The organism is Catellatospora methionotrophica (assembly GCF_011297335.1).
GTDB classification, from domain to species: Bacteria; Actinomycetota; Actinomycetes; order Mycobacteriales; family Micromonosporaceae; genus Catellatospora; species Catellatospora methionotrophica.
Genome location: NZ_JAAOTJ010000008.1, coordinates 64,522 through 77,586 on the forward strand (window position 1 = coordinate 64,522; position 13,065 = coordinate 77,586).

General features: G+C 70.5%; 11 protein-coding genes. 6 read left to right on the forward strand and 5 right to left on the reverse strand.

Annotated elements, in window-relative coordinates:
* Window positions 1-1,824 carry a cell division protein PerM gene (locus tag HAV40_RS19605; RefSeq protein WP_166383327.1) on the reverse strand — a complete coding sequence of 608 codons (1,824 nt, stop codon included), beginning with the start codon at window positions 1,822-1,824 and terminating at the stop codon, window positions 1-3.
* A 124-nt stretch (window positions 1,825-1,948) separates the two neighbouring features.
* Here HAV40_RS19605 and HAV40_RS19610 point away from each other — a divergent pair, with 124 nt between their 5' ends.
* A complete protein-coding gene (locus HAV40_RS19610; RefSeq protein WP_239085927.1) occupies window positions 1,949-2,287 on the forward strand; it encodes a DUF4190 domain-containing protein in 339 nt (112 codons plus the stop codon).
* Between the two features lie 23 nt (window positions 2,288-2,310).
* Window positions 2,311-2,691, forward strand: coding sequence for a hypothetical protein (locus HAV40_RS38030; protein ID WP_203671104.1), 381 nt, complete (start codon window positions 2,311-2,313; stop codon window positions 2,689-2,691).
* Window positions 2,692-2,758: 67 nt separating this feature from the next.
* Here the strand turns inward: HAV40_RS38030 and sucD are convergent, their stop codons facing one another.
* From sucD to HAV40_RS19630, 3 genes are all read right to left on the reverse strand, one after another.
* The gene (gene sucD, locus HAV40_RS19620) at window positions 2,759-3,646 is read right to left on the reverse strand and encodes a succinate--CoA ligase subunit alpha (RefSeq protein WP_166383329.1); all 888 of its coding nucleotides are present in this window, start codon (window positions 3,644-3,646) and stop codon (window positions 2,759-2,761) included.
* Between the two features lie 7 nt (window positions 3,647-3,653).
* A complete protein-coding gene (sucC, locus tag HAV40_RS19625; RefSeq protein WP_166383331.1) occupies window positions 3,654-4,832 on the reverse strand; it encodes an ADP-forming succinate--CoA ligase subunit beta in 1,179 nt (392 codons plus the stop codon).
* Window positions 4,833-5,277: 445 nt separating this feature from the next.
* Complete coding sequence (locus tag HAV40_RS19630) at window positions 5,278-5,685, reverse strand: coenzyme B12-dependent isobutyryl CoA mutase small subunit (RefSeq protein WP_120317046.1); 408 nt, start codon at window positions 5,683-5,685, stop codon at window positions 5,278-5,280.
* A 351-nt stretch (window positions 5,686-6,036) separates the two neighbouring features.
* Between HAV40_RS19630 and HAV40_RS19635 the strand changes: the two genes are divergently transcribed.
* Both HAV40_RS19635 and HAV40_RS38920 read left to right on the forward strand, forming a co-directional pair.
* On the forward strand, window positions 6,037-6,744 hold the full coding sequence (locus HAV40_RS19635; protein WP_239085926.1) for a M23 family metallopeptidase: 708 nt from the start codon (window positions 6,037-6,039) through the stop codon (window positions 6,742-6,744).
* Window positions 6,745-7,018: 274 nt separating this feature from the next.
* Entirely contained in the window at window positions 7,019-7,819 is an 801-nt protein-coding gene (locus HAV40_RS38920) for a M23 family metallopeptidase (RefSeq protein ID WP_166383333.1), read from the forward strand.
* A 182-nt stretch (window positions 7,820-8,001) separates the two neighbouring features.
* Here the strand turns inward: HAV40_RS38920 and pcrA are convergent, their stop codons facing one another.
* A complete protein-coding gene (gene pcrA, locus HAV40_RS19645; protein ID WP_239085921.1) occupies window positions 8,002-10,431 on the reverse strand; it encodes a DNA helicase PcrA in 2,430 nt (809 codons plus the stop codon).
* A 189-nt stretch (window positions 10,432-10,620) separates the two neighbouring features.
* Here pcrA and HAV40_RS19650 point away from each other — a divergent pair, with 189 nt between their 5' ends.
* Both HAV40_RS19650 and HAV40_RS19655 read left to right on the forward strand, forming a co-directional pair.
* On the forward strand, window positions 10,621-12,465 hold the full coding sequence (locus tag HAV40_RS19650) for a bifunctional metallophosphatase/5'-nucleotidase (protein ID WP_166383335.1): 1,845 nt from the start codon (window positions 10,621-10,623) through the stop codon (window positions 12,463-12,465).
* A 210-nt stretch (window positions 12,466-12,675) separates the two neighbouring features.
* Window positions 12,676-12,993 carry a chorismate mutase gene (locus HAV40_RS19655; protein ID WP_275413452.1) on the forward strand — a complete coding sequence of 106 codons (318 nt, stop codon included), beginning with the start codon at window positions 12,676-12,678 and terminating at the stop codon, window positions 12,991-12,993.
* Window positions 12,994-13,065: the final 72 nt, after the last annotated feature.

Consider the following 13,065-nt stretch of genomic DNA (forward strand, 5'->3'; position numbering starts at 1 on the left):
TTACTGCACCAGCTGACGGGCGGTCCGCACGGCGGGCCGCCCGTCGGTCTCTTTCCGCACTCCCCGCACCGCCCAGAACCCGGCCACCCCGAGCAGGCCGCCCAGCGACACCACCAGCGCCGCCATCGCCGCGACCTGCCACACCACCGGTCCGGTACGCACCGGTCCGGTCACCGGCAGCGCTCCGCCCGACGCGTACGCCGCGACGGCCAGCAGCACACCGGCCACCACTCCCGCGGTCAGCGCCGAGCCGCTCAGGCGCAGCCACCGCGGCTCAGGGGTGAGCACGTCACCGAGCCGGGTCCGGCGTGGACGCAGCCGCCGCCGTGCCATCAGCACCGCCGCCGCCACGCCGCCGAGCAGCGGCAGCACCGTGAGCAGCCAGCCCAGGCCCTGCAGCGGGCCGGTCGGCACCCCGGCGAACACCGGCAGGCCGGTCATCGGCAGGGTGCCCGCGGCGAATCCGGGACCCAGCAGGTAGGACGCCGCCCAGATGGCGAAGTTCGGCCCGTACACCAGGCTCAGCAGGACCAGCCCGGCCTGGCCGAGGACCCCGGTGGAGAACCCGGCGAGGTCGTGGGTGGCTCGCGTGCCGTTCATCGCCACCGCGAGGCCCACCGCGCCCGCGCCGACCGCCAGCACCAGCAGCACCGCGACCACACCGGCCCGGATACCGTCACGCAGCAGCACCGGCGTGTGCCGGGCCAGCCGGCGCAGCACCCCGCCGCTGCGCAGCACCCCGACCGCCGCGCCGACCGCGCCCAGCGCCAGCAGGTGCAGCCCGGCCCGCCACGGGGTCACGAACAGTCCCGGCCCGTCGGCGAGCACTGCGGCGAGCACGCCGAAGCAGCCGTACACCAGTGCCACGGCCAGCGTGCCCAGCACCGCGTGCCGGATCGAGCCGCTGCCCTGCGCCCCCATCGCCCGGGTCGTGTGCACCCCGGCGCGGTTGATCCGCCACAGCGCGAAGGCGGTGAGCGCCAGCGGGGCCAGTTCCATCGTGCCGAGCTGCCCGTTGACTCCCACCGTGACGGGCACGCCGTGCCCGAGCAGCCAGCCGGCCAGCACCAGGCGCAGCGACAGTCCCCAGTCGACGGCTCCCTCGGCGGCCCGCGCGGCCACGGTCAGCAGCATCAGCGGGCCGAGCACCAGCAGCGTCGCCCAGCTCGTGTTGACCAGGGCCGCCACCGGCAGCGGCGCGCCGCGCGGCCGCAGCGAGCCGGCCGGGCGTCCGCGCGGCAGCAGCACGGTGTCCATGGTGGCGATATCGTCGTCCAGCGGCTCCCGCGGCACGGGCCGGGTCACGTCGATCTTGACCGTCTCCCGTGCCGCCAGCTGCGCCAGGTCGATCTTCACGGTCTCCCGCGCCGCCAGCTGCGTCAGATCGATCTTGACGGTGTCGCGGGTGGCCAGCGCCGCGTCATCCGCGAGTCCACCGGCGTCCGCGCCAGCCTCGCCGCTGCCACGCGAGTCCGGGTCGGCCTCGTCAGCACCGCGCCGCGGGTCGCCGTCGGCATCGTGGCCGCCGCGCGTGTCCGGGTCGGCATCGGCGGCACCGCGCTGCGTGTCGCCGTCGGCATCGTGGCCGCGGCGCCTGTCCGGGGCGACGGCGGTGTCCGTTTCGGCATCGGCGTCCGGCGTGTCGCGGGCCGTGTCCGGCGTGGCGGCTTCGTGTTCGGACGGATCCGGGCCGGCTGCGCGGGGCTCCGGCGCGGCCGGCCGCGCGGCGTCCACCGACGACCGCGAATACGCGTCCGGACCCTCGCCGGGCGCAGCGCGCCGCAGCTCAGGCTGCACGCCGAGGGACTCACCTTGCTCCGTCATCAGGCGCTACCTAACCACAAACGAGCCGGGTTGACTATGAACCCTACCCCGTGGCCATTTCGACCCGATATGCGACTTAGGAGGGATACGCTGCGAACAAGGTCGTTCATCGAGGAGGCTTGCCGTGACCTACAACCCGCCACCGCCCTCAGTGCCGCCCCCGCCACCACCGCCACCGGTGCCGCCACCGCCGCCGGGACCGCCGCCCTACGGATCGCCGTCGGGCATGCCGGCGCGCGGCGGCGACAAGGTGACGCTGTACGGCGTGCTCGGCATCGTGCTGGGTATCTGCTGCTGCGGCCTCATCGGCCTGATCCTGGGCTGGCTGTCGGTTCAGGAGGCGAAGAAGGTCGGCAAGAAGCCGACACTCGGTTACATCGCGATGGCCCTCGGCGTCATCGGCATCATCTGGAACGTCATCTACGGCATCCGCTACGCCAGCGGCGGGATGAAGTTCAACTGAACTAGTCGGGATAGGGGAAACCCATGACGAACGACCCGTTGCCGCCGTACGAGCCGCCACCGGTGACGCCGCCACCGTCACCGCCGCCGCTCAACCCGCCACCGCCGCCACCGCCCCCACCGCCGCCGTACGGCGCGGTGCCCGGCCCGAGCGGCGGCAAGGACCTGGTGCTGATCTACGGCATCATCGGCATCGTCACCGCCGTGGCTTGCTGCGCGCCGCTGGGCATCCTGTTCGGCTGGCTGTCCATGAAGGAGGCGCGCGAGCGCGGCGGCGACCAGACGCTGGGCAAGGTCGCCTTCTGGCTCGGCATCGTGTTCACCGCGCTGCAGGTGATCGGCGTGATCCTGGCCTGCGCCGCGGGCGCGTTCAGCGGCAGCATGTCCAACCACCGCGGCTACTGAACCGCAGACGACGGTGGGCGTCCCTCCCGAGCCGGGAGAAACGCCCACCGTTTCGTACGCGTACGACTCAGCGGCCGGACATGACCTCGCGCATCAGCCGCGCGGTCTCCGACGGCGTCTTGCCGACCTTGACCCCGGCCGCCTCCAGCGCCGCCTTCTTGGCGTCGGCGGTGCCGGACGAGCCCGAGATGATCGCGCCCGCGTGGCCCATGGTCTTGCCGGGCGGGGCGGTGAAGCCGGCGATGTAGCCGACGACCGGCTTGGTCACGTGGGCCTTGATGAACTCGGCCGCGCGCTCCTCGGCGTCGCCGCCGATCTCACCGATCATCACGATGGCCTCGGTCTCCGGGTCGTCCTGGAAGGCCGCGAGCGCGTCGATGTGGGTGGTGCCGATGATCGGGTCGCCGCCGATGCCCACGGCGGTCGAGAAGCCGATGTCGCGCAGCTCGTACATGAGCTGGTAGGTCAGTGTGCCGGACTTCGACACCAGGCCGATGCGGCCCGAGCCGGCGATGTCGGCGGGGATGATGCCCGCGTTGCTCGCGCCGGGGGACGCGACGCCGGGGCAGTTCGGCCCGATGATCCGGGTCTTGTTGCCCGTCTCCACCGCGTGGGCCCAGAAGGCGGCGGTGTCGTGCACCGGCACGCCCTCGGTGATCACGACGGCCAGGCCGATGCCCGCGTCGATCGCCTCGACGACGGCGTCCTTGGTGTACGCCGGCGGCACGAAGATGACCGTGACGTCAGCGCCGGTCTCCTTCATCGCGTCGGCGACCGAGCCGAACACCGGCACCTCAGTGCCGTCGAAGTCGACCGAGGTGCCCGCCTTGCGCGGGTTGACGCCGCCCACGATCTGGGTGCCCGCGGCCAGCATGCGCCGGGTGTGCTTGGAGCCCTCTGAGCCGGTCATGCCCTGAACGATGACCTTGGAGTCCTTGGTGAGCCAGATAGCCATTGTCAGATCACTTCCCAGCCGCAGCGAGCTCGGCGGCGCGCTCGGCGGCGCCGTCCATGGTGTCCACCCGCTGCACGAGCGGGTTGTTCGCGCTGTCGAGGATCGCGCGACCGGCCTCGGCGTTGTTGCCGTCGAGGCGTACGACCAGGGGCTTGGTCACGGTCTCGCCGCGACCCTCCAGCATGGCCAGGGCCTGCACGATGCCGTTGGCGACCGCGTCGCACGCGGTGATGCCGCCGAAGACGTTGACGAACACGCTCTTCACGGCCGGGTCCGACAGCACGATCTCCAGACCGTTCGCCATGACCTCCGCGGACGCGCCGCCGCCGATGTCGAGGAAGTTCGCGGGCTTGACCCCGCCGAACTGCTCACCGGCGTACGCGACCACGTCCAGGGTGGACATGACCAGGCCCGCGCCGTTGCCGATGATGCCGACCTCGCCGTCGAGCTTGACGTAGTTGAGGTCCTTGGCCTTGGCGGCCTGCTCCAGCGGGTCGACCGCGGCCTTGTCCTCGAGCGCCTCGTGGTCGGCGTGGCGGAAGCCGGCATTCTCGTCCAGCGTCACCTTCGCGTCCAGGCACAGCACCTTGCCGGAGCTGATCTTCGCGAGCGGGTTGACCTCGACCAGGGTCGCGTCCTCGGCCCGGAAGGTCTGCCACAGCTTGATGGCGATGTCCACGACCTGGTCGGCGACCTCGGCCGGGAAGTGCCCGGCGGTGACGATCTCGCGGGCCAGCGCCTCGTCGACGCCACGGTTGGCGTCGATCGCGATCTTCGCGACCTTCTCCGGGTCCGTCTCGGCCACGGTCTCGATCTCCATGCCGCCGGCGACGCTGGCGATGCACAGGAAGGTGCGGTTCGCCCGGTCCAGCAGGTAGGAGAAGTAGTACTCCTCGACGATGTCGGCGGTCTCGGCCAGCATCACCTTGTGGACCGTGTGGCCCTTGATGTCCATGCCGAGGATGTCGTTCGCGCGGTCGTACGCCTCGGTCGCGTCGGCGGCGAGCTTCACGCCACCGGCCTTGCCGCGGCCGCCGACCTTAACCTGCGCCTTGACGACGACCCGGCCGCCCAGCCGCTCGGCGATCGCGCGGGCCTCCTCCGGGGTCTCGGCGACGCCACCGGCGAGCACGGGCAGACCGTGCTTTTCGAAGACATCGCGCCCCTGGTACTCGTACAGGTCCACCGATACCTCTTCGTGTCCAGCCCATGGCGTCGCGGGCTGGACGCCCGCTGCGACGCGTAGGGACCACTGCCCATCCTCCGCTGGCTGGGCCTTCCGCGCAGCCTAACGGTCGGTCAGCGCAACGTATCGGCACGACCGCCCGGTGTGCCCAACTGCACACCACTCAGGAACCCGTCACTCTTTTCGGTGACCCGGCGAGAGGCCGTAACCCCGGCCGCGGGGCCTCGTTGAGTCTGATGTCAGAGAGCTGAGGCCGGAACGGCTGAGGCAGGAAGACACAAACGGCCGATGCCCTGTCGGTCGAGGGGTGGCGGCGGGGCATCGTGCATAGAGGAGCCGGACGTGTGAGGGGTGCGTCCGGCTCCTCCCTTTTTGCGTATACACAGAAGAACGCACCCCCGAGCCGGTCCGGCGCGGGGGTGCGAAGGTATTCGGGGGTATGAGGTCAGGCAGGCTGTGCGGTGGCCACATTGGCCCGCACCCAGTCCACGATCGCGTGCGTGGTCGCGCCCGGCGTGAACACCTTGGCCACTCCCAGCCGCTCCAGCTCCGGGATGTCCGCGTCGGGGATGATGCCGCCGCCGAACACCACCATGTCGCCCGCGCCGCGCTCGCGCAGCAGTTCGACCACCCGGGGGAACAGGGTCATGTGCGCGCCGGACAGCACGGACAGGCCGACCGCGTCGGCGTCCTCCTGGATCGCGGTCTCCACGATCTGCTCCGCGGTCTGGTGCAGGCCGGTGTAGATGACCTCCATACCCGCGTCGCGCAGGGCTCTGGCCACCACCTTCGCGCCGCGGTCGTGCCCGTCGAGCCCAGGCTTGGCGACGACCACGCGAATACGAGTGCCCATCAGTGCTCACCTCTCCGCCGTACTGACCTGAACGAACGGTAACCCACCGGCGGGTGGTCACCGCCAGCGGTCCAGCGGTCTCAGTCTGCGACACCTATATATACGCGCTGCCCCGCGCGTCGCTACGCTCCGTAGGTATCGCATTTATGGACAAATAACGGCGCTATCGGGCAACTCGGGCCGGACAGTCGCACTCATAGCGAAGAGATGCGGTTCAGGAGCTTGTGCCTACCCCTACGGGTTGGTTAAGTTGTGCCAGCGCCAACCAGAAACAACGAAATCTGTGCCATCCAAAAGTGGGTGACAGAGCGTCGCAGCAAGCCGCGGCGCCACCGATGACGGAGGCTGTACGTGCAATACAGGCCAACACTGTTACGGGAGGGTGACCGCTACCGCGGCCGCCGACGGGCTCCCGCCCCGCCCCGGAGCAGATACCTCGCCGTAGTCACGACCGCTTTCGTAGGCGCAGGAGTCGTCGCCTTCGGTGCCGGAGCCGGCATCCACGACGCGAAGACCGACGCACTCGTCGGCGACACCGCGACCTCCGAGCTCAGCAGCGCCCGCCTCGAGGCCGCCGACCGGGCCGGCCGCGGCGAGGACCGCTCGCTGTCCACCTCGATCGCGCAGTCCCCGAACGCCTGGGTCCTGCCGGCCCACGACTACCGCCTGACCTCCCTGTTCGGTCAGCGCTGGGGCAAGGCACACAAGGGCGTCGACATCGCGGTGCCCGAGGGCACGCCCGTCGCCGCGATGCACGAGGGCGTCGTGGTGCTGTCGCGCTACAACGGCGGCTACGGCTACGAGGTGGTCATCGATCACGGCAACAACCTCAAGACCGTCTACGGCCACAACAGCCGCCTGCTGCTCAAAGAGGGCACCCGGGTCAAGGCGGGCGACATCATCGCCATCTCCGGCAGCACCGGCCACTCCACCGGCCCGCACATCCACCTCGAGATCCACGTCAACGACATCGCGGTGAACCCCATCGCGTGGTTCAAGACGCACGGCGTCGACCTCGAATTGGAGATCGAACAGGCCTACGACGGCTCGGTGAGCTGATTTCCTTCGCGAAGCCGCCCGGTCTCACCAGACCAGGGCGGCTTTGTCGTATTCGGGAGCTCGTAGGGGTGGCCCCGGTCACCGGATTCGGGTGGCACAGGTCACCCGACCCTGACAGGACTCAGGGTAGGCCTAGGTACGTAAAGGGGACATAACTCCGGCGTGCTACCTGCCCGGGTGTCCGTTCCGGCGCGGAGCCGGGCTGGCCATACCTGCTTTGACCAGGCAACATAGCTCGAGCCCGTGTCAACGTAGACCCGGAGGTTCCCACCTCATGCAAGGCAGCAGTACCGAACTCCTCAAGGCAGCCCGCGCCAAGTACGACGTCGTCAGTGACAAGATCCGAAGCGGCCTCCGCGGCCGCTCGCGTCATGTCGTGGCCGTCGCGGCTCTGGCCGGCATCGCGTCTGTAGGCCTGGTCGCAGCCAACATCGACAACGGACCCACCGAGGTCACCCCCGTGGCGGCGACGTCCACGGTCAGCCGGGAGGCGGCCGCCGAACGCGCCGACCGCTCGGCCCGCACCACGGCGAAGACCCAGGTCGCCGTACCCAAGGCGGCGCCGAAGGCCAAGGCCGTCGCGCCGAAGGCGGCCCAGCCCGCGCAGAGCAAGGCGAAGGCCGGCACCTCGGTGCCCAAGGCCGCGCCGAAGGCCGCCGCGCCGGTCAAGGTCCGCCCCACCTGGGGCAGCCCCATGCCGGGCGCGCAGGTCACCTCCTGCTTCGGTCAGCGCTGGGGCGTCCTGCACGCCGGCGTCGACCTCGCCGAGCCCGCCGGCACCCCGATCCGCGCGGTCGGTCCCGGCACCGTGTTCAGCAGTGGCTGGGCCTACAGCGGCTACGGCATCTCCGTGGTCGTCGACCACGGCGACGGCTACTTCACCCACTACGCCCACATGAGCCGCGACGCGGTCAAGGTCGGCCAGAAGGTGAAGGCCGGCGACCTGCTCGGCTACGAAGGCTCCACCGGTGACTCCACCGGCCCCCACCTGCACTTCGAGGTGCACAAGGGCATGTGGAACCAGATCGAGCCCAGCGCGTGGCTCAAGGCCCGCGGCGTCCCGATCAGCTGCTGACCCACCTCAAGACGGATGGCCCGGATCCTCGGATCCGGGCCACGTCTGTATCCGCTCACGGCGCTGACCAGCCGTCCGCTCGCGGTGATGAGCGCAGTTCGCTCACGGGGATGATCGCCGTTTCGGGTCGAGAAGTCGGGTTGAACCGCACTTTCTGACCCGAAACAGCGATCAAGCGGCGGTCAGATCTTCTCCAGCGGCGCATGGCGCAGGACCAGCCAGAGCACCTGGTCGCCGAAGTCGACCTGGACCTGGGCCCGCGCTCCCGCGCCCTGCACGGCCAGCACGCGGCCGAGGCCGTAGCGCTGGTGGTTGACCCGGTCACCGGCCGACAGCGACGGGGCCCCGGCCAGGTCGCTCGCCGTGGCCAGCTTGCTCGGGTCGATGCCGATCTTGCTGGCCAGCGCCGCCGCCCGGGCGGTGTTGCCGACGAAGGTGCCGCTCCCCCGCTCCTGCGCCCGCTCGCGGCCGCCGATGCCGCCGCCGCGCGAACCCCAGGAGGTGTACGCCCCCTCGGTGCGCTGCCAGTCGAGCAGCTCCGGCGGCAGCTCCTCCAGGAAGCGCGACGCCGGGTTGTACTGCGGCTGCCCCCACGCCGAGCGGGTCACCGCCCGCGACAGGTAGAGCCGCCGGCGGGCACGGGTGATGCCGACGTAGGCCAGCCGCCGCTCCTCCTCCAGCTCCTTGACGTCGCCCAGCGAGCGCAGGTGCGGGAAGATCCCGTCCTCCAGGCCGGTGAGGAAGACGACCGGGAACTCCAGGCCCTTGGCGGTGTGCAGGGTCATCAGGGTGACCACGCCCTGGTGCTCCGGGTCGTCGGAGGGCACCTGGTCGGCGTCGGCCACCAGTGCGACCTGCTCCAGGAAACCGGCCAGCGTCGGCGTCTCGTCGGCCGCGGCGGTGCGCTCGGCGTACTCCCTGGCCACGCTGACGAGTTCCTGCAGGTTCTCGACCCGGCCCTCGTCCTGCGGGTCCAGGCTCTCCTCCAGCTCCGAGAGCAGCCCGGACTCGGTGAGCAGCAGCTCCAGCACCTGCTCCGGCGGCGCGGTGCGGGCCAGCTCGCGCGCGGAGTCCATCATGGTCACGAACTCGCCGATCGCGTTGACGGCCCGGGACGAGATGCCCGGCGCCTCCGCGGCCCGCCGCAGCGCCGCCCCGAACGAGACGCGGTCGCGTGCGGCCAGCGCCTCCACCACGGCCTCGGCACGGTCGCCGAGACCCCGCTTGGGCGTGTTGATGATCCGGCGCATGCTGACGGTGTCGTCCTCGTTGGACACCGCCCGCAGGTAGGCCAGCGCGTCGCGGACCTCCTTGCGTTCGTAGAAGCGCACCCCGCCGACGACCTTGTAGGGCAGGCCGAGCCGGATGAAGATGTCCTCGAACACCCGGGACTGGGCGTTGGTGCGGTAGAACACCGCCACGTCGCCGGGCCGGGCGGACTCGGCGTCGGTGAGCCGGTCGATCTCACGGGCCACCCAGTCGGCCTCGTTGTGCTCGTTGTCGGCGACGTAGCCGACGATCTGCTCGCCCGCGCCCTGGTCGCTCCACAGCCGCTTGGGCTTGCGGTCGCTGTTGCGGTCGATGACCGCGTTCGCGGCGGACAGGATGGTCTGCGTGGAGCGGTAGTTCTGCTCCAGCAGGATGGTGCGCGCCTGCGGGTAGTCGCGCTCGAACTCCAGGATGTTGCGGATCGTCGCACCGCGGAACGCGTAGATCGACTGGTCGGCGTCACCGACCACGCACAGCTCGCCCGTATCGCCGACCAGCTCCTTGACCAGCGTGTACTGCGCGTGGTTGGTGTCCTGGTACTCGTCGACCAGGACGTGCCGGAAGCGGCGCCGGTACTTCTCCGTCACCTCGGGCTTGGCCTGCAGCAGATGCACCGTGCGCATGATGATGTCGTCGAAGTCGAGCGCGTGTGCCTGCTGCAGGCGCTGCTGGTAGAGCGTGTACGCCTCGCCCAGCACCCGCTCGGCGGGCCCGTGCGGGCTGAACGCCTCGGGGTCGACCAGCTCGTTCTTCAGGTTCGACACCTGCGCGGCCAGGCTGCGCGGCGGGTATCGTTTGGGATCCAGGTCGAGCTCGCGCGAGACCAGCTGCATCAGCCGGCGCGAATCGTCCGCGTCGTAGATCGAGAAGGTCGACTTGAGGCCCGCGTGCTCGTGCTCGGCTCGCAGAATGCGCAGGCAGGCGGAGTGGAACGTGGAAACCCACATCATCCGGGCCCGGTTGCCGACCTGATGGGCGACCCGTTCCCGCAGCTCACCGGCGGCCTTGTTGGTGAACGTGATGGCCAGCACCTCGCCGGGGTGCACCCCGCGGGCGGCCAGCAGGTAGGCGATGCGCTGGGTCAGCACCCGGGTCTTGCCGGAGCCCGCGCCCGCGACGATCAGCAGGGGCGAGCCCTCGTGGGTCACCGCCGCCCGCTGGGGCTCGTTGAGGCCCTCCAGGAGCGCCGCCACGCGCGGGCCGGACTCGGTGGGGGCACGGTCACCCGGGGACGCCCAGGAGCCGCCGGAGGCCTTCTCGGCGGGCGGTTTCGCGGTGGCGGGCCTGCCCCCGGGCGTCGTCTCGGACGGCGTCATCTCGGGGAGATCGAAGAGCGATTGCATCGTCTGGAGAGTCTATGCGCCCCCTCCGACATCGACCCAGCCCGCCACCGGTGAGCGTGAAACCGGACCGTAGCGAGAAGGTCGTGCAGGTGTCACCGATGGGCGGTGGCGCGGCGGAAACGCATACGCAAGGATGCCTTCATAAAATCATCGCGCACCCCCGCGCGATGCCGACTCTGGAGGCCCCCCATGAATCACCCCCGTTCTCGGGGCTGGGCAGGCAAGGTGCGGCACCTGGCGCTACCGGCGCTGGCCCTGGCCGTCGTCGCGACGATCCCGTTGAGCAGCGGTTCGAGCGCATCCTCGGCCCCGGCGTGGACACCCCTCTCGCCGGTGTCGGTCAACATGGCCGCGGCGGCTCCGGCCGGCCACGCGGCGTACGGCAACCTGCTCGCGTTCAACGACTTCCACGGCGCGATCGACGCGCCGACCGGCAGCGGCGCGGCGGTGCTGGGCACCCCCGCGGGCGGTGTCGAATACCTGGCGCACTGGGTCAAGAAGCTGCGTGCCGAGGGCGAGGCGGCCGGACAGGACGTCGTCACCGTCGGCGCGGGCGACATGATCGGCGCGACGCCACTGGTCAGCGCGGCGTTCCACGACGAGCCCACCATCGAGCTGCTCAGCGAGCTGGGCCTGGACGTCACCTCGGTCGGCAACCACGAGTTCGACGAGGGCGTCACCGAGCTCAAGCGGATGCAGCACGGCGGCTGCCACCCGGTCGACGGCTGCTTCGCCGGCGACGGCTTCGACGGCGCGGCGTTCCAGTATCTCGCCGCGAACGTCACCGACAAGCGCACCAAGCTGCCCATCCTGCCGCCGGTCGACGTGAAGATCATCGACGGCGTGCCGGTCGGTTTCATCGGCATGACGCTGGAGGGCACCCCCGGCATCGTCAACCCGGCGGGCATCACCACGGTCGACTTCCGCGACGAGGTCGAGACGGCGAACCTGTGGAGCAGCCTGCTCCGCCTGCTCGGCGTCAAGGCGCAGGTGCTGCTGCTGCACGAGGGCGGCCAGCAGGGCGCCACCGGCAACATCTCCACCTGTGACGGCTTCACCGGCGTGATCTCCCCGATCGTGGCCGGGCTGCGCGACGAGATCGGCGTCGTGGTCTCCGGCCACACCCACCGCTTCTACTCGTGCTCGCTGCCCAACAAGTCGGGCAAGCCCGTCGTGGTCACCAGCGCCGGCACCAATGGCCAGCTGGTCACCGACATCACGCTGAACATGGACCGCCGCAGCCGCACCTTCACCTCGATCGAGGCGCACAACGTCGTCGTCGAGAACGGCGTACGCAACGCCGACGGCACCTGGCAGACCACCGCACCGGGCGTGTTCGTGCGCAACCCCGCGCTGGCCGACCCGGCCGCCAAGGCGATCGCGGACAAGTACCGCACCGCCGTGGCGCCGCTGGCCAACCGGGTCGTCGGCAGTGTCACCGCCGACATCGTGCGCGACGCCCAGCCCAGCGGGGAGAGCCCGCTCGGCGACGTCATCGCCGACGCCCAGCTGGCCTGGACCGCCTCGGCCGGGGCACAGCTCGCGCTGATGAACCCGGGCGGCATCCGCGCCGCGATCACGTACGCCAACTCCCCCGGCGGCGAGGCGCCGGGCCAGGTGACCTACGGCGAGGCGTTCACCGTCCAGCCGTTCAACAACCTGGTGGTGACCGCGTCGCTGACCGGCGCGCAGCTCGACGCGGTGCTGGAGCAGCAGTTCGCCGGCCACGCCGGGCAGAACACCACCAAGATCCTCCAGGTCTCGGCGGGCTTCACCTACTCGTACGACAGCACCCTGCCGCTGGGCAGCCGGGTCTCCGACCTGAAGCTCAACGGCACGCCGATCGACCCGGCGGCTTCGTACAAGGTGACGACGAACGACTTCCTGGCCAACGGCGGCGACAACTTCACGGCGCTGACCGCGGGCACGGGCCGGGTCTACGCCCCCGGGTTCGACGTCGACGCCCTGGTGGCGCACCTGGCCACCGGCCCGATCACCCCGGGACCGGCCAACCGCATCACCAAGCTCGGCTGACCCACCGCACCGATAGATCGAGGTCTCACATGATGGTCGACGTGCTTGCACCGCGAGGTATCCATGGCATACTTGGCAACGTGATCAACCAGGCGTTCTACTTTACCTATGGCACCGGGAACCCGGCAGTCGTAGGTCGTGCCTGAGCACAGAGACCTCACGAAAGCCCCGGGCTCCCAGAGCCCGGGGCTTTCGCCTTTGTCCCGGCCACTGGTGAGCGACAATCCCACTGAGGAGTCCCACATGAGCGCCATCGCCCACGAGACCGGCAGTACGACGCCCGAGGCGGCCACGGAGATCACGTCCATGCGTGAGCGCATAGACCAGATCGACGCCGCACTGATCGCACTGTGGAAGGAGCGTGCCGCGATCTCGCAGCAGGTCGGCAAGACCCGTGTCGCGTCCGGCGGCACCCGCCTGGTGCTCAGCCGCGAGCGCGAGATCATGGACCGCTTCCGCGCCGAACTCGGCCCCGACGGCACCCAACTCGCCCTGCTCATCCTCCGCGCCGGCCGCGGCCCCCTCTGACCCACCCAGCCCACCCACCCCACCCGTGCCGCAACTCTTAAAGAGTCGCGCCTTCAGCAAGCCCGGATGACC

What these genes read in the sequence shown, in the direction of transcription:
- HAV40_RS19630 (WP_120317046.1), bottom strand. Translation starts at nt 5,685, where the DNA reads ATGGGCACTCGTATTCGCGTGGTCGTCGCCAAGCCTGGGCTCGACGGG.
- pcrA (WP_239085921.1), bottom strand. Translation starts at nt 10,431, where the DNA reads ATGCAATCGCTCTTCGATCTCCCCGAGATGACGCCGTCCGAGACGACG.
- HAV40_RS19605 (WP_166383327.1), bottom strand. Translation starts at nt 1,824, where the DNA reads ATGACGGAGCAAGGTGAGTCCCTCGGCGTGCAGCCTGAGCTGCGGCGC.
- HAV40_RS38920 (WP_166383333.1), top strand. Translation starts at nt 7,019, where the DNA reads ATGCAAGGCAGCAGTACCGAACTCCTCAAGGCAGCCCGCGCCAAGTAC.
- sucD (WP_166383329.1), bottom strand. Translation starts at nt 3,646, where the DNA reads ATGGCTATCTGGCTCACCAAGGACTCCAAGGTCATCGTTCAGGGCATG.
- HAV40_RS19650 (WP_166383335.1), top strand. Translation starts at nt 10,621, where the DNA reads ATGAATCACCCCCGTTCTCGGGGCTGGGCAGGCAAGGTGCGGCACCTG.
- HAV40_RS38030 (WP_203671104.1), top strand. Translation starts at nt 2,311, where the DNA reads ATGACGAACGACCCGTTGCCGCCGTACGAGCCGCCACCGGTGACGCCG.